This window comes from Accumulibacter sp., from assembly GCF_036625195.1.
GTDB lineage: Bacteria > Pseudomonadota > Gammaproteobacteria > Burkholderiales > Rhodocyclaceae > Accumulibacter.
Genome location: NZ_JAZKUG010000001.1, coordinates 3,827,890 through 3,845,449, shown reverse-complemented (window position 1 = coordinate 3,845,449; position 17,560 = coordinate 3,827,890). Strand labels below are relative to the sequence as shown.

Below are 17,560 nucleotides of genomic sequence, written 5' to 3'. Positions count from 1 at the left end.
CAGTGGCAAGGTTGTTCAGTAGACCTCGGGAACGTACTTCAGCGGCAGACCGGGGTCCACGTAGTCACCCGGTTTCTGTCGCCGTGGCAGGCTGATCTTCGGTGCCTTGGCGACCTCGTAGGGAATGCTGCTCAACAGATGCTTGATGATGTTGAGGCGCACCCGCTTCTTGTCGTCCGAGCGCGCGACGAACCACGGCGCCCAGTCGGTATCGGTGGCCCGGAACATGTCGTCGCGGGCACGTGAGTAGTCGTACCAGCGGCTGTACGACTTGAGATCCATCGGCGACAGCTTCCATTGCTTGCGCGGATCGGTGATGCGCGCTTCGAGCCGGCGGGTCTGCTCGTCCATGTCGACCTCGAGCCAGTACTTGCGCAGGATGATCTGGTTGCCATCGACCATCAGTTTCTCGAACAGCGGCGCCAGCCGCAGGAATCCCTGCACCTGCTCGTCGCTGGCGAATCCCATCACCCGTTCGACGCCGGCGCGGTTGTACCAGCTGCGGTCGAAGATCACCACTTCGCCGGCTGCCGGCAGGTGGGGCAGATAACGCTGCACGTACATCTGCGTCTTCTCGCGCTCGGTCGGCGCCGGCAAGGCGACGACGCGGAAGAACCGCGGGCTGACGCGGCCGGTGATCGCCTTGATCGTGCCACCCTTGCCGGCGCCGTCACGTCCCTCGAAGACGATCACCACCTTCAGTCCCTTTTCGATCACCCAGCTCTGCAGGTGGGCGAGTTCGCCCTCGAGCTGCTCGAGTTCCCGGTAATACTCTTTCGACGACATTTTCCGCGCTGGCTGCTCGGCTGCCTCGGTTGTCGCCACGCCAGTCGCGGCTTCGGGCGGACCGAGTTCTTTCAATTTGGTTTTCCTTGCCGCTTTGCCCTTCTTGCCCTTCTTGCCCATGTTTCTCTCCTTTGCGGTTGCATCCTGGCGCTGCTGGACCGGGCAGCGCCCGCCGGCTGGCACGCTCACGGTTGCCTGGCTGCAGCGACGTCGTCCGCCTTGCCGGCGAGCCGATCCGCTTCGTTGACCCAGCCGCCACCCATGGCCAGGTACAGACTGATCATCGCCTGGAACTCCGTCCCCTGGGTCTGCGTGTACTGCAGTTGCACGCTGAACAGGCTGCGTTCGGCGTCGAGGACCTCGATGAAGCTGGTGTAGCCATTGTCGTAGCGCAGGCGGGCGGTGGCGGCGTACTGCTGCAGGGCTTCGACCTGACGCCGCTGTGCGTGCAACTGCTCGCGCGTCCGGTCCTGGTTGATCAGCGCATCGTTGACCTCGCGGAAAGCCTCCTGAATCGCCTTCTGGTAGCTGAACAGCGCCTGCTGCTGTGTCGCCTCGGCGGATTGCAACTGTCCCGCCAGCGCGCCGGCGGTGAAGATCGGCATGCTGATCGGCAGGCCGTAGTTCCACACCTTGTTCTCGCCCTGGAAGAGGTTGCTGAGGCTGGTACTCGAGTATCCGAAGAGTCCGGTGAGCGAGATCGTCGGGAAGTACGCCGCCTTGGCGGCGCCGATCAGGGCATTGGCGGCGATCAGCTCCTGTTCGGCACGGCGCAGGTCGGGCCGCCGCTCGAGGAGTTCCGACGGCAGGCCGGCAGGGATCGCCGGCAGTGTCAGTTGGTCGATGCTCTTGCCTCGGGCGATGGGCCCGGGGTTGCGTCCGAGCAGCACGCTGAGGCCGTTTTCCTGCTGTGCGATCGCCTTCTCGATGGGCGGGATCGTCGCCAGGGCCTCCTCGTATTGCGAGCGGTTCTGGCTCAGTTCGAGCAAGGATATCAGGCCACCTTCGAAGCGCAGCTTGAACAGCTCGTACGACTCGCCGCGCGTCTTGGCCGTCGCCTGCGCGATCTCCAGCTGCCGGTCGAGATCGCGCAGGTTGATGTAGGCGCCGGCGACGCTGCCGACGAGCGACAGGATGACACCGCGCCGGCCTTCCTCGCTGGCCAGCAGGCGCGCACGCGCCGCTTCTGTCTGGCGCCGGATGCGCCCCCAGATGTCGATCTCCCAGCTGGCGTTGAGCAGGACATTGTAGGTGCTGAACGTATTGCTCTGCCCGGCGCCGAGGACCACTGCGCCGACGTCGCGCTGCCGGCGGGCGTCGGCGCTGGCGCCGACCTGCGGGAAGAGGCCGGAGCGAACGAAGCCGTACTGGCCGGCGAACTCCTCGACGCGGGCGCTGGCGATCATCAGATCCTTGTTCTCGCGCAGAGCCGTCGTCACCAGATCGTTGAGCACCGGGTCGGCGAACTGCTCCCACCAGGCGGTGTTGGCGAGATCGCGCGCATCCTTCTCGTCCAGGCGCCAGGCCGCCGGTGCGTCGAGGGGCGGGCGGACGTAGTCGGGGCCGACCATGCAGCCGCTGGCGAGCAGGGTGATCAACATCGCAGCAATGGGACTACGCATGGCCATCCCCTTCCTTGGCGGCAGCCGGTTGCTCGTTCGCGCCGCTGCTTTCGGCCGGTAGCGGATCGGTCTTGCCGCGGTGGCTGAGCCGCTCGATGACGTAGAAGCTGACCGGGATCATGAAGATCGCGATGCCGGTGGCGGCCAGCATGCCGCCGATGACCGCGCCGCCCATCACCTGCCGCGAGATGGCGCCGGCGCCGCTGGCCAGCGCGAGCGGAACACAGCCGAGGATGAAGGCGAACGAGGTCATCAGGATCGGCCGCAGGCGCAGCTGCGCGCCCTTCAGGGTGGCCTCCGCGAGGGACAGCTCGCCCTTCTCGTATTCCATCTTGGCGAATTCGACGATCAGGATGGCGTTCTTGGCCGCGAGGCCGATCAGCATGACGAGGCCGATCTGCGCGTAGACGTTGAGCTCCTGCCCGCGCAGCAGCAGCGCCGCGAAAGCGCCGGCGACGGCGATCGGTGTCCCGAGCAGCACCGAGAACGGCAGCGACCAGCTCTCGTACTGGGCAGCGAGGATCAGGAAGACGCAGAGCAGCGAGAAGGCGAAGATGGCGACCGGCGAGACGCCCTGCGCGGCTTTCTGCTCCTGGAACGACATGCCGGAGTAGTCGAAGCCCATTTCGCTCGGCATGGTCTCGTGGAACACCTCTTCCAGCGCGCGCATGACCTGCGCCGAACTGAAGCCCGGCGCGGCCGATGCGTTGATCTGCGCGCTGCGGTAGAGGTTGAAGCGCATCGTGAACTCGGGGCCGGCGATGTTGCGTACCGAGGTCAGCGCCGACAGCGGGACCGGCTGGCCATCCTTGTTGCGCACGTAGAACTGGCCGACATTCTGGATGTCGGTGCGGAAGTCGCCCTCGGCCTGGATGTAGACCTGCCACTGGCGGCCGAAGCGGTTGAAATAGTTGATGAAGCCGCTGCCGAGGAAGGACTGCAGCGTCTGGTAGACGTCCTTGATGTTGACCCCCTGCTTGAGCACCTTGTCGCGGTCCACGTCGATGAACAGCTGCGGCACGACCGGGCGGAAGGTGGTCGACAGGCCGGCCAGTTCAGGTCGCTTGCGCGCCGCTTCGAGGAACTTGCTGGTCTGCTCGGCGAGGAAGGCGATGTCCTTGCCGGCGCGGTCCTGCAGGATGAAGGTGGCGCCGCCCGAGACGCCGACGCCCTGGATTGCCGGCGGCGGAAAGGCGAAGCCGATGGCACCGCTGATGCCGGAAAGCCGCCGGGTGAGCTCATCCTTGATCGCCCCGTACTGCTCCTCCGGCTTCGTGCGCTTCGACCATTCCTCGAAAGTGATGAAGAAGAAAGCGCTGTAGGTGTTCTGCACCTGGCTCAACAGGTTGTAGCCGACCACGGTGGTGGCGTACTTGACGCCGGGAACGTCCTTGATCAGGTCTTCGGCTTGCCGGGCGACTTCCGAGGTGCGCTGCAGCGAACCCGCGTCGGGAAGCTGCACGCCGGCGAAGACGTAACCCTGGTCCTCGTCGGGCAGGAAGCCCGTCGGCAGCGTCTTGCCGAACAGGCCGGCGAGGGCGGCGAGGCCGGCGATGAAGATCAGGCTGATGAAGCTCTTGCGGATCGCCAGGCGGCAGACGCCGACATAGCCGCCGGTCACCCGGCCGAACACCTCGTTGAACCAGTCGTAGAACTTCTGCAGCGGCCCGCTTCCCTTGACCTTGGGACGCAGCAGCAGGGCGCACAGGGCCGGGCTCAGGGTCAGCGCGTTGAAGGCCGAGATGACGACCGAAATCGCGATGGTCACCGCGAACTGCTGGTAGAGCTGGCCGGTGATGCCGGGGATGAAGGCGGTCGGCACGAAGACTGCGGCGAGGATGACGGCGATGGCGATGACCGGGCCGGTCACCTCGCTCATCGCCTTGAGGGTCGCGTCCTTCGGCGACAGGCCATGCTCAATGTGGTGTTCGACCGCCTCGACGACGACGATGGCGTCGTCGACGACCAGACCGATCGCCAGGACCAGACCGAACAGCGACAGGGTGTTGATCGAGAAGCCGAACAACGGGAAGAGCATGAAGGTGCCGACCAGCGACACCGGCACGGCGAGCAGCGGGATCAGCGTCGCGCGCCAGCCCTGCAGGAAGACGAAGACGACGATGATCACCAGCACCAGCGCCTCGAACAGCGTGTGCTCGATCTCCTTGATGCCTTCGGTGACGGCCAGTGTCGTGTCGAGGGCGATGACGTAGTCGAGGTCGGGCGGGAAACCCTGCTTGATCTTTTCCATCAGCGCCTTGGCGCCGTTCGCGGCATCGAGGGCGTTGGCTCCGGGGACCTGGTAGAGAGCGACGAGGGCCGCCGGCTTGCCGTTCAACCGCCCTTCCATGTTGTAGGTCTGGGCGCCGAGTTCGATCCGGGCGACATCTGAAACGCGGACGATCGAGCCGTCCGGGTTGGCACGCAGGACGACCTTGCCGAAATCCTCCTCGGTCACCAGCCGACCCTGGGCGCGGACTGCGTAGGTAAATTCCTGTCCGGGTGGCGCCGGCTGGGCACCGACCTGGCCCGCCGGGTTGACGGCGTTCTGGGTCTGGATGGCGCTGATGATCTCGGGAATCGTGATGTTCAGCTTGGCCAGCACGTCGGGGCGGACCCACAGGCGCATCGCGTACTGGCCGGCGCCGAAGACGGTGACGCTGGCGATGCCCTTGATCCGCGTCATCTGGTCGTTGATGTTGATGTACGAGTAGTTGGCGAGGAAGATGTTGTCGTAGGTGCCGTTCGGCGAATAGAGGGCGAACATGATCAGCGGCGACGAGGTCGATTTCTGCACCGTCACGCCGTAGTTGCGCACGTCCGATGGCAGTTGCGACTCCGCCTGCCCCTGGCGCATCTGGGCCAGAAGCTGGTCGGTGTTGGCGTCGGTGCCCAGCGCGAAGTTGACGTACAGCGTCGATTGGCCATTGTTGGCGTTGATCGAGTACATGTAGTCCATGTTGTCGACGCCGGACATCTGCTGCTCGATCGGCGTGGCGACCGCCTGTTCGAGGGTCAGCGCATCGGCGCCGGTGTAGGTCGCGTTGACCTGGATCTGCGGCGGCACGATGTTCGGGAACTGCGCGATCGGCAGACTGGACATCGCGACGAGGCCGACGATGGTCATCAGGATCGAGATGACCATCGCCACGATCGGGCGGTTGATGAAGAACCGGGACATGGCGGCTTATTCCTTGGCGGTGGCTGCGGCGGGCCCGGGGGCGGCCTTGCCGGGGGCGCCTGGCGCCGGTGCAGCAGGAACGAAGGGCTTGGTCTCGACCGTCATCCCCGGCCTGACCTTCTGCGTGCCCTCGGCGACGACCCTTTCGCCGGGCTTGAGGCCCTCGCTGATCAGCCAGTCGCTGCCGATGCGGTCGCCGACGACGACCGGGCGGATGTCGACCTTGTTGTCGGCGCCGACGACGGCGAGCAGGAACTTGCCCTGCATCTCGGTCACCGCCCGCTGCGGCACCAGCAGCGCGCCCTTGACGACCTGCATCGTTGCCCGGATGCGGCCGAACTGGCCCGGGCGCAGCAGGTTGTTGGCGTTGGGGAAGAGCGAGGCGACCTTGAAGGTGCCGGTCGTGACATCGACCTGGCGGTTGAGCACAGAGACCTTGCCCTGGTGCGGATAGATCGAGCCGTCAACCAGGATCAGTTCGAGCGGCACATCTTCGGTCGACCTGCCCGCTGCGCTGGCGGCCGTTGCCACCTTGAGGTACTCCTGTTCGCTGATGTTGAAATAGACCTTGATCGGGTCGACCGACGACACCGTCGTCAGTTCGGCGCCACTCGGGCTCAGCAGGTCACCGATCTGCGCCCTGGCGATGCCCGCGATGCCGCTGATCGGCGAGGTGATCCGCGTGAAGCCGAGGTTGAGCTTCGCCGTCTTCAGGTTGGCGTCGGCGGCCTCCAGTTCAGCCTTGGCCGACTGGAAGGCGCCGGTCGCGTCGTCGAGGTCCTTCTGGCTGACGGCGTTCTTCTCCGCCAGCGGCTTGATGCGGGCGAGGTTGGCCGAGGCCGTGTCGAAACGGGCGACCTTCTGGGCGCGTACGCCCTTCGCCTCGTCAACCGCCGCCTCGAAGGTGCGCGGATCGATTTCGAAGAGCGGCTGACCCTTCTTCACGAGGTCGCCCTCGCGGTAGTTCTGCCTGATCAGATAGCCGGTCACCTGCGGCCGGATCACCGCATTGATGTTGCCGTCCATCGTTCCCACCCATTCCATGTAGATCGGCACATTCTTCTGCACCACCTGTACGACCTCGACGACCGGCGCCACCGGTGCTGCAGCCTTTTTCTCGCTGCAGCCGGTGGCGGCGACGAGCAGCAGGCCGAGCACGGCGGCGGCAATGCCCAGCGGGCGGTAGGGGAGAGGCAAGGAAGGGAGATTCATGGCGGCTCCTGCGGATGCTGAATTGGGGCGCTGATGCGGAGAAAGGCATTATGGGCCATCGCTGCTGGCAAGACCAGCGCTTCAATCTGTCCGGCATGCCGCTGCCGGCGGCGCAGCGGGCGAGGCAGCCGGTCATGCGCTGTTACGAACCCACCGGAGGGCATGCGCTATACTCGCCCCTCATTCGGTATCGATTCGGCATTGACATGGCACAGGAAGGCCGCAGGGCATGAGCGAACGCGAGACGGACCAGCTCCTGGTGGAACGTGCGCAGGCGGGGGAGAAGCGCGCTTTCGATGTGCTGGTTGCCAAGTACCAGCGCAAGGTCGCGCGCCTGTTGTCGCGCTTCGTGCGCGATCCGGCGGAAGTCGAGGATGTGGCGCAGGAAGCCTTCATCAAGGCCTACCGCGCGCTGCCCTCGTTTCGTGGCGACAGCGCCTTCTACACCTGGCTGTACCGCATCTCGATCAACACCGCCAAGAACTACCTCGTCGCCCAGGGCCGCCGCGCGCCGACCTCGACCGAGTTCGACGCCGAGGAGGCCGAGGTCTTCGAGGACGCCAGCCAGTTGCGCGACATCAACACACCGGAGAGTCTGCTGCTCACGCGGCAGATCGGCGAGACGGTCAATGCTGCGATGGACGCGCTGCCGGCCGAGCTGCGCCATGCGATCGTCCTGCGCGAGATCGATGGCCTGAGCTATGAAGAGATCGCCAGTGTCATGAGCTGCCCGATCGGTACCGTCCGTTCGCGCATTTTCCGCGCACGCGAGGCGGTTGCCGAGAAGCTTCGCCCACTCCTTGACGTAGCGGCGGACCGTCGCTGGTAGTGATGAGCAGGCAGCCCTTACCATCATCGCGGCCAGCCGACTCTGCCCCGGGCCACGACGGTCGGCCGGCGGGAGCTGGCGATGAATGAAGCCTGGGGCACGGTGGTGGCGCTCGTTGGCGAGCAGGCGACGATCCGCATCGACGAGACGGGTTGCGGCCGCTGCCGGCAGCCGGGGGGCTGCGGTGGCAGTCAGGCCGCGACGCTTTTCTGCCACACACCGCGGACCTTCAGCGTGCCGAACCCGGACGGTCGACAGGTTGGCGAGCGGGTGCAGGTCGTCCTCGCCGGCGGGTCGCTGGGCCGCAGCGCGCTGCATGCCTACGTGCAGCCGCTGCTCGCGCTGCTCGGCGGGGCACTCACCGGTTCGGCGATCGCCGGCGAAGCGGGGGCGATCGGTGGGGCGGTTGCCGGCCTGTTGCTCGGCTGGTTGCTCCTGCGCCGGGCGCAGATGCGCTGGCGTCAGGAGCACGGTCTGCAGCCATCGATCCGCTCTTGATTTTCTCGCCAGGATCCCCACTGAAGCCGAATGGGAGCGCCAGTCCACTCATCCCAGACCTCAACCAGGAGACCGCGGGGGCCATGAGACAACTTCTTCTTGCCTTCTTCTTCGTCCTCTTCTCGCTGCCGGCGCAAGCGCAAAACCGGGGCTTGCCCGATTTCACCGAACTGGTCGAGAAACAGGGGCCGGCCGTGGTGAATATCAGCACCACGCAGACGCAACGCGGCGGCGGCAGGGGCGCGCAACCCTTCCCGTTCGACGAGAACGACCCGATGTACGAGTTTTTCCGCCGCTTCATCCCGCGCCAGCCCGGCATGCCGGGTATTCCGGGGATGCCGCGCGAGTTCGAGAGCCGCTCGCTCGGTTCGGGCTTCGTCATCAGCGCCGATGGCTACATCCTGACCAATGCGCACGTCGTCGAGTCGGCCGACGAGATCCTCGTCCGCCTGACCGACAAGCGCGAGTTCAAGGCGCGCGTCATCGGTACCGACAAGCGCACCGATGTGGCGTTGATCAAGATCGAGGCGAGCGGTCTGCCGACCGTTCGCCTGGGTGATCCGGGGGTGCTCAAGGTCGGCGAGTGGGTCGTGGCGATCGGCTCGCCATTCGGCTTCGACAACAGTGTCACCGCCGGCATCGTCAGCGCCAAGGGGCGCTCGCTGCCGCAGGAGAACTTCGTTCCCTTCATCCAGACCGATGTCGCGGTCAATCCGGGCAATTCGGGCGGGCCGCTGTTCAACATGAGGGGCGAGGTGGTCGGCATCAACTCGCAGATCTACAGCCGATCGGGCGGCTTCATGGGGATTTCCTTCGCCATCCCGATCGACGTCGCGATGGAGGTACAAGGGCAGTTGCGCGCCACTGGCAAGGTCAGCCGGGGCCGCATCGGCGTCGTCATCCAGGAGGTGACGAAGGAGCTGGCGGAGTCCTTCGGCCTGGCGAAGGCGCAGGGTGCCGTGGTGAACGCGGTCGAGAAGGGTGGCCCGGCGGACAAGGCCGGAGTCGAGCCGGGCGACGTGATTCTCCGCTTCGACGGCAAGCCGATCGCCGGTTCGGGCGACTTGCCGCGCATCGTCGGTGGCACCAGGCCGGGCAGCAGAGCGACGATCCAGGTCTGGCGCAAGGGCGCGACGCGCGATCTGGTGCTCGTCGTCGCCGAGATTCCGGCCGAAGAGAAGACCGCCAGCCGCAGCAGCCGCAGCGCCAAGCCAGCCGAGCGGGCAGCCAACCGCCTCGGACTGGTGGTGGCGGAACCGACGCCGGAGCAGAAGCGTGAACTCAAGCTCGATGCGGGCCTGCTCGTGGAGGACGTGCGCAACATGGCGGCGCGCGCCGATCTGCGGCCGGGCGACATTCTGCTGGCACTGATCGCGCGCGGCGAGAGCATCGAACTGAAGAGCGTCGAGCAGTTCAACCGCCTGCTCGCACAGCTCGACAAGTCGGCCAGCGTCACCCTGCTGGTCCGGCGCGGCGAGCTGCAGACCTTCGTCACCATCAAGGCGGCGCCCGAGAAGCGCGGCGAGTGATGCCGTCGATGAAGCTGACGCTGCTCTCGCGCTCCTGCTGCCATCTCTGTTCCGACATGGAGGCGGCGCTGGCGCCGCTGGTCAACGAGTTCGGCGTCGAGCTCGAAGTGCTCGACGTCGACGACGATGCGGCGCTGCTCGAAGTCTACGACGAGCTGGTGCCCGTCCTTCTGCATGACGGCGTCGAGCTGTGCCACTACTTCCTGGATGTCGGCAGGGTGCGCGATCACCTGCGTGCGATGTCGTCGCCCATCGCCCGGCAGCCATCACCATCACCCTCAGCGAACGGATCATGACCCCGGATACCCTCGAGAACCGCTGTTTCGACGAGATCAACATCGGCGACAGCGCCAGCATCACGCACACCCTGAGCGTCAACGACGTGCAGCTTTTCGCCGCCGTTTCCGGCGACCTCAATCCGACCCGGCTCGACAGCGAACTCGACCGGCAGCTCGGGCCGAACGACCTCGCGGCGCACAGCATGTGGCTCGGGGCGCAGGTTTCCGGCATCCTCGGCAAGCAGCTTCCCGGCCCGGGAACGGTACATGCCGGACAGGATCTCGAGTTCCTGGCACCGCTGGCGGTCGGTGAGCAGGTGACGATCTCGATCACCGCCACGGCCAAGGATGCGGCCAGCCGGCGGGTCAGCTTCGCCTGCCGTGGCGTCAACGGCCGCGGCGAGACGATCATGACCGGCACCGCGCGGGTGATCGCGCCGCAGGCCAAGGTGCGCATGGAGCGGCCGGACGCGGCCAGCATCTCGATCCAGAGCCACGACAACTTCGGGCGCTTCGTCGAACGCTGCCAGCAACTGCCGCCGGTGTCGGTCGCCGTGGCGCATCCGTGCGACGAGTCGTCGCTCGCCGCAGCGCTGCAGGCGAAACGCGAGGGACTGATCGAGCCGATCCTCGTCGGACCTGTCGCGCGCCTGCGTGCGGTGGCGGAGCAGGCCGGTCTCGACCTCGCCGGCGTGCGCATCGACGACGTGCCGCACAGCCATGCCGCCGCCTTCCGCGCCGTCGAACTGGTACGCCTCGGTGAGGCGGCGGCATTGATGAAGGGCAGCCTGCACACCGACGAACTGATGGCCGAGGTGGTCAGCAAGACCACCGGTCTGCGCACCGAGCGGCGCATCACGCACGCCTTCCTGATGGATGTGCCGACATACCACAAGGGGCTGATCGTCACCGATGCGGCGATCAACATCGCTCCCGATCTCGACACCAAGCGTGACATCTGCCAGAACGCGATCGATCTGGCGCATGTGCTCGGCATCGAAAGGCCGAAGGTGGCGATCATCTGCGCCGTCGAGTCGATCAATTCGCGCATGGTGTGCACCACCGATGCCGCGTCGTTGTGCAAGATGGCGGACCGCGGCCAGATCAGTGGTGCGATCCTCGATGGTCCACTCGCTCTCGACAACGCGATCAGCAAGGAAGCGGCACGCATCAAGAAGATCGACTCGCCGGTTGCCGGCGACCCGGACATCGTCGTCGTACCGGATCTGGCCGCGGGCAACATCCTCGCCAAGCAGCTCACCTTCATGGGCAACGCCGACGGCGCCGGCGTCGTCCTCGGCGCGCGCGTGCCGATCATCCTCACCAGCCGCGCCGACAACCGGCGCACCAAGCTTGCGTCGTGCGCGGTTGCCGTCCTGATGGCCAGCGCGGCGGCTGGCCAGGCGCCGACCCGGGCAGGAGTCTGAGATGGAAAGTCTGATCCTCGTTCTCAACGCCGGCTCGTCGAGCCTCAAGTTCTCGCTGTTCACCGTCCGCACGGCCGGCGAGATGGACGCCGTTGCGGTCGGCCAGATCGAGGGCCTGGGGACCGCGCCGCGGCTCAAGGTCAAGGATGGCGCCGGCGAGCGGATTGCCGACGAGCAGTGGGACAAGGGCGAGGTGAGCGGTCATGCGCAGGCGCTGCAGCGGATCGCCGGACTGCTTCGCTCGCGTTTCCAGGGCAGCGTGCTGGCCGGCGTCGGCCACCGCGTCGTGCATGGCGGCCCCGACTACGCGGCTCCCCTGTTGGTGACGCCGGAAGCGATGCGCCGCCTCGAGGACTTCATCCCGCTGGCGCCGTTGCATCAGCCGCACAACCTGGCGGCGATCCGTGCCGTGCAGGAGGTGCAGCCGGATCTGCCGCAGGTCGCCTGTTTCGACACCGCCTTCCACCAGACTCAGGAGCGCGTCGCGCAGTTCTACGGGCTGCCCTACGAGTACTTCGAGCGCGGCGTGCGCCGCTACGGCTTCCACGGGCTGTCCTACGAGTACATTGCCGGCGCCCTGCCGGCGGTTGCCCCGGCGATCGCCGGCGGGCGGGTGGTCGTCGCCCACCTCGGCAGTGGTGCCAGCATGTGCGCCATGCGTGCCGGCCGGAGCGTCGGCAGTTCGATGGGGTTCACCGCCCTCGACGGCCTGCTGATGGGTACGCGGCCGGGCAACATGGATCCCGGCATCGTGCTCTACCTGCTGCAGCAGGAGGGGATGAGCGCAAAGCAGATCGAGGATCTGCTCTACAAGCGCTCGGGTCTGCTCGGCCTGTCGGGCATCGGCAACGACATGCGGGTGCTGCTGGCAAGCGAGGAAGCGCGCGCCAGGCTGGCGATCGAGCACTTCGTCTACCGCATCGGTCGTGAACTCGGCGCGCTCGCCGCCGTTCTCGGCGGCCTCGACGCGCTGGTGTTCACTGCCGGCATCGGCGAGAACAGTGCGCGCATTCGCGAACTCGTCTGCGAGCAGGCTGCATGGCTGGGCATCGAGATCGATCGCGCAGCCAACGAGGCTGGCGGCCCGTGCATCAGCCGCGGCGGCAAGGCTTCGGCGTGGGTGCTGCCGACCAACGAGGAACTGATGATCGCACGGCACACACGGCAACTGCTGGCGCTCTGAGCGGCACGCAGCGGATGGGTGCCGGCTGCGATCGACGACGCGACCGCCGCTGCCACGGCCGACGGGGTTGCCGATCGTGACGCTTTCGCGTCGGGGCGGCTGGCGATGCCGCCGGATCGCTGAAACACCTTGCCGCCGGTCGCGCGTTCGCTACCCGGTTGTCCCGGAACGAGCGCGCGGCCGGTCGAAGCGGACGCCTGCCTGCCTACTGCAGGGTCGGCGCGGACCAGAGGCGCCCCGCCCGCCGCAGCTTGGGCGATGATCGTCGCCGTTGCCTGCTGGCGCGCACTCGTCGCTGTCCCGCCGGCGCCGCAGGCGGACAATCGCGCGCAGCGCGCCGCGGGCTCGGTTCCTCTGCCGCGTCGCCGGACAGGGTCAGCCACATCGTGCGCAGCATTTCGTCCGGGCCAGGAGCCAGGAAGCCTGCGTGGTCGAGGAAGTCGCCACCCCTGTCCTCGCCGGCGGTGCCGTAGTCCGTGCGGCAACTGCCGTCGTGCCGAGCGTCGGCAGGCACGAGCGCGTGGCCGGTGGCGTGGCTCGAGCGGACGACGATATCGCCCGCGCACCGGCCAGGCGGAAGCAGCAGCCGGCGAGCATGGCCGACGATGATCGCCGTCCCCACCGGGTCGAGCGTCGTCGCGCCGGCCAACTGCGACAGGACGAGGTTGAAGGCATCGAAGGGATCGGCCGCCATCGCGTCGAGCAGGGTGACCTTGACCGTCTTCGCGGTTTCGCCAGGCGCAAAATTGAGCCGGCCACTGGTCGCGACGTAGTGGCGTCCAGCCACCGCGCCGGCGTCCTGCGTCGCGTAGCTCATCGCCACGAGACTCGTCGATGGCCGGTCGAGCGTTACGACGAAGCTCGCTTCCCGCATCGAGCTGTCCACCACGCAGTCGTCGACCGTCACCAGCGGCCGTCCCAGCGCCGCGGTGCAGTCGATGATCGTCGCGATCGCCACCGTGTTGCCGATGACGGCATTTGCGCTCGCCGAGCAGATGATCAGCGCGAGTGTTTCCGTCCTTGCGGCTACACGCCTGCTCGCAATGGAGACGCTGATGACCCGCTCGACGACTCCCGGGTCGAAAACAAGCATCCCGAACTCATCGTCGCGCTCGTCGCCGCTTGCCGAAGTCAGACCGATGAGTGTCCACCTGACCGTCACCGCAGCCCGTGGGTCCGCTTCGGACAGGCGCACGGTGAACACTGCATGGGCAGCGGACTTGCTGATGACGATGTCGTCGACCGAGATGATGCGAGACATGTTCTCTCCTGGAAAAGCGGTGGCATGGTCCGTGTATGACCCAGGCGGAGCGCTCGCGAACCGGCGCCATCGCGGAAAGATGGCTGGCGGGCTGCGCCTTTCAGCGGATGAATCTAGCAGACGGCAGAGGGCTGTGGCCGAAGGTTTTCTTCTTACCTGCAGCATACATGGCGGCCATCGGAACGGCCTCCGGCAGGTCGGGACGGGGCGCCGCACATCCGCGAAGAGCGTGCCGGCATGCCTCTGCCGAGGGCACGAAGGCGACCGGCGAGGGGCCGTGGGATAAGTTCCTGCAGTCCGCTGCAGTCGTGGGGCGACCGAACCGGCAGCCGCTCAGTCGCGCTTGCCGGCGTCTCCGGACGCCTCCTGCAGCGCGTGACGGACTGCCTCGGTCGCTGCAGACGGTCGGCTGCCGAGACGATCGGCGAGGATCTCGCGACAGCGCTGGTAGACGCGCAGTCCCTCGGCGACTTCGCCCTGCTGCTGCAGGCAGATCATCCATTCGCGGTAAAGCCGCTCGCGGCAGGGGTCGATCGCCGTCGCCCGCTCAAACAGCCTGGCCGCCTCATCGTGCGGGCCGGCGCGACAGAGGGCGGCGGCGAGATCGGCGAGCGTCGTCACCACCTGCTGCCGCAGCTCGTCGCGCCGGCGGGTGATGCAGGGTAGCGGCGCTTCACGGGCGAGGAAGTCGCCCTGGTAATGGCGCAGGAGCTCGCGCGCCGGCGCCAGCAGTTCAGCCGCCGGCGGCGGAGCCGGCGCATCGAGCAGCGCGCGTGCCGCTCCCAGCAGGCGCTGGCAACACCAGAGGTCGACCCAGCAGCGGTCAGGATTGAGCCGCAGCAGGCCGTCCTCGACCAGCACCAGATCATCGGGCCCACCGTCCGCGGCGAGGATCCGTCGCAGCCGCGAGAGGGCGCTGTCGAAGGCGTTGCGCTCGCGCTTGCCGATCGGCGCCGCCGCGGCCGCCGGCCAGATCTCGCCGATCACCTCACTGATCCGAACTTCCCGTCCGCCGAGGGCGATCAGGACGCGCAGCAGCTCGAGGGGCTTCTGCTGTTGCTGGCCGTCCGCCGCGCGGATCGGTTGCCCGGAGACGACCAGGCTGAAGCGGCCGAGGGTGTGGATGCGCACCGGCCACGGCCAGAGTGGCAGATCGATGCGTGGCGGCTTCAGCCGCCGGATGTCGATCAGCCGGCGGGCGAAGTCGGCAACGATGTCGTGCTCGAGCGCGAAGGCGCAGAGGCGGGCCATCTCGACCGGGAAGAAATGCTGGTGGTTGAGGTAGTCCTGGCGCGCGCCGACGCTGAACGCCCGCTGCAGCGCGCTGGCGCAGCGCTGCGCGTCGCCGGCTGCGAGCGCGAAGCTCGCCTCGCACAGGTCTGCCTGATACGGGAGCACTTCTCCCTGCATCAGCGCGCCGAAGCGGCGGGCGCTGTCGAGCGCCAGCCAGGCTTCATCGGTGCGCCCGCAGGCATGCAGCGCCTGGGCCAGAGCCAGGGCGTCGAGCGCGCGCTGGTGCGGTCCGCCGCAGTGGTCGGAGATCGCATCGGCTGCCTCGGCGCTACTGACTGCGCCGCTGCCATCGCCGGCGACGACTCTCTGCAGCGCCGTCAGGTAGTGCAAATGCGCCAGATCGATCTGGCGCCGCGGTTCGATCATTCGCTCGAAGCGGTGCAGCGCCAGCCGTGCGCGATCGGCAACTCCATCATTGACCCAGCCATAGATCTCGAGTGCCGCGAGCAGGAAGTCCCACATCCGCAAGCCGTGTTCATGTGCCAGGCGAACCCCCCGCGACGCCGTGCTGACGGTTTGCGCACAGCGGCCCCAGCGCCAGTGATCCATCGCCTGCAACGCTTCCCAGAGGACGGCGAAGACCGGCGGCAGGGCGATGCCCTTGGGCGGCGGCAGCACGTTCATCAGCCGTTCGTACTCGGCGCGACGGCCGACGCAGACGGTGTAGTAGACGTGCAGGTTGCAGCCGAGCAGCAGGCGCCGGCCCGGATCGCTGCACTGCTCGACGAAAGCCAGCAGGCGCTCTGCGATGGCGTGGATGTCGGGATCCTGCGGCCGGCGGAACATCAGCCCGCTGAACATGCTGGCCGTGAAGCGCTCCTGCAGCGCGGCCGGAGGCTCACCGAAAGCCGCGCGCAGCGACGCGACCTCATCCAGCCAGTAGTCGAGCTGGCTGAAGTCGGCCCACTCGAGGCAAATCAGGTCGACACTCGCCGACCAGGCGAGAAAGGCGCCGTCGCCGTCCTGCTGCTCACGGAACAGCCGGTAGGCCTGCGCGAAGCGCTCCTGCGCCAGCGGCGGAGCGAAGTGCAGTTCGGCTTCGCCTTGCCAGTAGCACAACCACGGGTCGTCGTCGCGCAGTTCGGCGGGCAGCGCCTGCAGCCAGCCGGCGAGGGTGCGGTGCGCCCCCTGGCGCAGCAGTGATTCCGCCGCGTTGCGAACCAGCGTGCGCAGCTCGTCCCAGTGCGCGCCGTCGATCAGGAGCTGGGCGGCGGAATCGAGGTCGCCAGCGGCGACGAGCAGAGCCGCGGCGCGACGGCGCAGGCGCGCCTGCTCGTCAGCGGCGAGTTGCGTCCGCGCGCGGCAGCGCAGGAAGTCGCGCAGCAGCGGGTGGAATTCGTACGGCCCGTCCTGCGTCGGGCCGTGCAGGGTGGTGAGGATGCTGTCGCCATGCATCGTCACGAGGACATCGGCCGCCTCGGCGCGGCCGCACAACTCCTCGGCCATGCGGGCGCTCATGCGTGGCAAGTGCGCCAGTTCGAGCAGCAGGTGTTGCACGGTTGCGGTCTGCTGCTCGAAGATCTCGCCCGCGAGGTAGGCGAACAGTGCTTCCTGATTGGCAGTGGCGGCGGTGCCGAGTTGCCTGGCTTGCAGCGGCGACAACTGCAGCAGCAACTTCAGTCCCGCCGGCCAGCCGCGACTGAGCTGGTGCAGGCGACCCATCTCGCTCAGCGAACGGGTGCCGGCCTGCGATCGCGCGAGGCGCTGCACGGCGAGCGATTCCTCCTCGCTGAACGGCAGTTCGTCCGGGTCGAGCACGACCAGCTCGCCGTTGCCGAGCAGGCGCGCGAAGTCGGTCGGCGGTCGTACCCGGCTGGCGATCAGCAGGTGGACGTGGGGCGGTGCTTCGTGGATGGCGGCCACGAGCAAGGCGCGGAAGGTCGGCGAGGAAAGGCCCTCTTGCGCGTTGTCGAAGACGAGTGTCGCGGGAGCGGGCAATCCACGGTAGAGGTCAGCGAAGTAATGCCGGAAGAAGGCTCGCAGATCGGCGCTGGCGAGGGCATCGAGCGGCAGCATGCCGCCGCCGGCAGCGGCAGTCTGGCGCGCGATCGCCTGCCGCAGGAAGTGGCAGCAGCTGGCGGCATCGCGGTCGCCGCGATCGACCTGGTACCAGAACGCGTTCAGGCGGCGGCTGTCGAGGTGGCTGCCGATGAGGGTGGTCTTGCCCGCACCGGCGCAACCGGCGATCCACACCGCCGATGCCTGCAGGCCATCGTCGATGAGACGGAACAGGCGCTCGCGCACCAGCACCCGCGGCAGCCGCGGAGAAGAGAACTTTCCCAAGCGTCGTGGCCTCCTCCTTGATTGCTGCAGACGGCTGGCGACTGCCCCGCGGTCCAGGACACCGTTTTCCGCCGTCGAGCGGTCGACCCCGCAACGGCCTGCCGACGAGCGCGCGATTCAGCGTCCGGGAGCAGGCTGCCACGGTGTTGTGGCGCGCACGCCCGGCAGTGTTCCGCAG

At 67.4% G+C, this 17,560-nt stretch carries 12 protein-coding genes; 6 read left to right on the top strand and 6 right to left on the bottom strand.

The window, feature by feature from the left end:
* Positions 1-15: 15 nt before the first annotated feature.
* From ppk2 to V5B60_RS16840, 4 genes are all read right to left on the bottom strand, one after another.
* The gene (gene ppk2, locus V5B60_RS16855) at positions 16-906 is read right to left on the bottom strand and encodes a polyphosphate kinase 2 (protein WP_434735342.1); all 891 of its coding nucleotides are present in this window, start codon (positions 904-906) and stop codon (positions 16-18) included.
* A gap of 65 nt (positions 907-971) precedes the next feature.
* On the bottom strand, positions 972-2,408 hold the full coding sequence (locus V5B60_RS16850; RefSeq protein ID WP_332348427.1) for an efflux transporter outer membrane subunit: 1,437 nt from the start codon (positions 2,406-2,408) through the stop codon (positions 972-974).
* The gene (locus V5B60_RS16845) at positions 2,401-5,589 is read right to left on the bottom strand and encodes an efflux RND transporter permease subunit (RefSeq protein ID WP_332348424.1); all 3,189 of its coding nucleotides are present in this window, start codon (positions 5,587-5,589) and stop codon (positions 2,401-2,403) included. The genes V5B60_RS16850 and V5B60_RS16845 overlap by 8 nt, the downstream gene beginning before the upstream one ends.
* Before the next feature lie 6 nt (positions 5,590-5,595).
* On the bottom strand, positions 5,596-6,801 hold the full coding sequence (locus V5B60_RS16840) for an efflux RND transporter periplasmic adaptor subunit (RefSeq protein WP_332348422.1): 1,206 nt from the start codon (positions 6,799-6,801) through the stop codon (positions 5,596-5,598).
* 229 nt (positions 6,802-7,030) lie between these two features.
* On the opposite strand from V5B60_RS16840, the gene rpoE reads away from it, so the two are divergent.
* The 6 genes from rpoE to V5B60_RS16810 all read left to right on the top strand — a co-directional run bounded on the left by rpoE (position 7,031) and on the right by V5B60_RS16810 (position 12,545).
* Positions 7,031-7,630, top strand: coding sequence for an RNA polymerase sigma factor RpoE (rpoE, locus tag V5B60_RS16835; RefSeq protein ID WP_034940474.1), 600 nt, complete (start codon positions 7,031-7,033; stop codon positions 7,628-7,630).
* An 81-nt stretch (positions 7,631-7,711) separates the two neighbouring features.
* Positions 7,712-8,128 (top strand): SoxR reducing system RseC family protein, encoded by a 417-nt coding sequence (locus V5B60_RS16830; protein ID WP_332348417.1) that lies wholly within the window; start codon positions 7,712-7,714, stop codon positions 8,126-8,128.
* A gap of 83 nt (positions 8,129-8,211) precedes the next feature.
* A complete protein-coding gene (locus V5B60_RS16825) occupies positions 8,212-9,657 on the top strand; it encodes a DegQ family serine endoprotease (RefSeq protein WP_332348415.1) in 1,446 nt (481 codons plus the stop codon).
* Positions 9,657-9,953, top strand: coding sequence for a glutaredoxin family protein (locus V5B60_RS16820; RefSeq protein ID WP_332348413.1), 297 nt, complete (start codon positions 9,657-9,659; stop codon positions 9,951-9,953). Before V5B60_RS16825 ends, V5B60_RS16820 begins: the two co-directional genes overlap by 1 nt.
* Positions 9,950-11,362, top strand: coding sequence for a bifunctional enoyl-CoA hydratase/phosphate acetyltransferase (locus V5B60_RS16815; RefSeq protein ID WP_332348410.1), 1,413 nt, complete (start codon positions 9,950-9,952; stop codon positions 11,360-11,362). The genes V5B60_RS16820 and V5B60_RS16815 overlap by 4 nt, the downstream gene beginning before the upstream one ends.
* Before the next feature lies 1 nt (position 11,363).
* The gene (locus V5B60_RS16810) at positions 11,364-12,545 is read left to right on the top strand and encodes an acetate/propionate family kinase (RefSeq protein ID WP_332348407.1); all 1,182 of its coding nucleotides are present in this window, start codon (positions 11,364-11,366) and stop codon (positions 12,543-12,545) included.
* Positions 12,546-12,750: 205 nt separating this feature from the next.
* Here the strand turns inward: V5B60_RS16810 and V5B60_RS16805 are convergent, their stop codons facing one another.
* On the bottom strand, positions 12,751-13,806 hold the full coding sequence (locus V5B60_RS16805) for a Calx-beta domain-containing protein (RefSeq protein WP_332348405.1): 1,056 nt from the start codon (positions 13,804-13,806) through the stop codon (positions 12,751-12,753).
* Positions 13,807-14,139: 333 nt separating this feature from the next.
* Complete coding sequence (locus V5B60_RS16800; RefSeq protein WP_332348403.1) at positions 14,140-17,382, bottom strand: BTAD domain-containing putative transcriptional regulator; 3,243 nt, start codon at positions 17,380-17,382, stop codon at positions 14,140-14,142.
* Positions 17,383-17,560: the final 178 nt, after the last annotated feature.

Excerpts from the sequence above, each read along its gene's own strand:
- V5B60_RS16820 (WP_332348413.1), top strand. The coding sequence starts at position 9,657 with ATGCCGTCGATGAAGCTGACGCTGCTCTCGCGCTCCTGCTGCCATCTC.
- V5B60_RS16845 (WP_332348424.1), bottom strand. The coding sequence starts at position 5,589 with ATGTCCCGGTTCTTCATCAACCGCCCGATCGTGGCGATGGTCATCTCG.
- V5B60_RS16815 (WP_332348410.1), top strand. The coding sequence starts at position 9,950 with ATGACCCCGGATACCCTCGAGAACCGCTGTTTCGACGAGATCAACATC.
- V5B60_RS16830 (WP_332348417.1), top strand. The coding sequence starts at position 7,712 with ATGAATGAAGCCTGGGGCACGGTGGTGGCGCTCGTTGGCGAGCAGGCG.
- V5B60_RS16840 (WP_332348422.1), bottom strand. The coding sequence starts at position 6,801 with ATGAATCTCCCTTCCTTGCCTCTCCCCTACCGCCCGCTGGGCATTGCC.
- ppk2 (WP_434735342.1), bottom strand. The coding sequence starts at position 906 with ATGGGCAAGAAGGGCAAGAAGGGCAAAGCGGCAAGGAAAACCAAATTG.
- V5B60_RS16825 (WP_332348415.1), top strand. The coding sequence starts at position 8,212 with ATGAGACAACTTCTTCTTGCCTTCTTCTTCGTCCTCTTCTCGCTGCCG.
- V5B60_RS16810 (WP_332348407.1), top strand. The coding sequence starts at position 11,364 with ATGGAAAGTCTGATCCTCGTTCTCAACGCCGGCTCGTCGAGCCTCAAG.
- V5B60_RS16850 (WP_332348427.1), bottom strand. The coding sequence starts at position 2,408 with ATGCGTAGTCCCATTGCTGCGATGTTGATCACCCTGCTCGCCAGCGGC.
- rpoE (WP_034940474.1), top strand. The coding sequence starts at position 7,031 with ATGAGCGAACGCGAGACGGACCAGCTCCTGGTGGAACGTGCGCAGGCG.
- V5B60_RS16805 (WP_332348405.1), bottom strand. The coding sequence starts at position 13,806 with ATGTCTCGCATCATCTCGGTCGACGACATCGTCATCAGCAAGTCCGCT.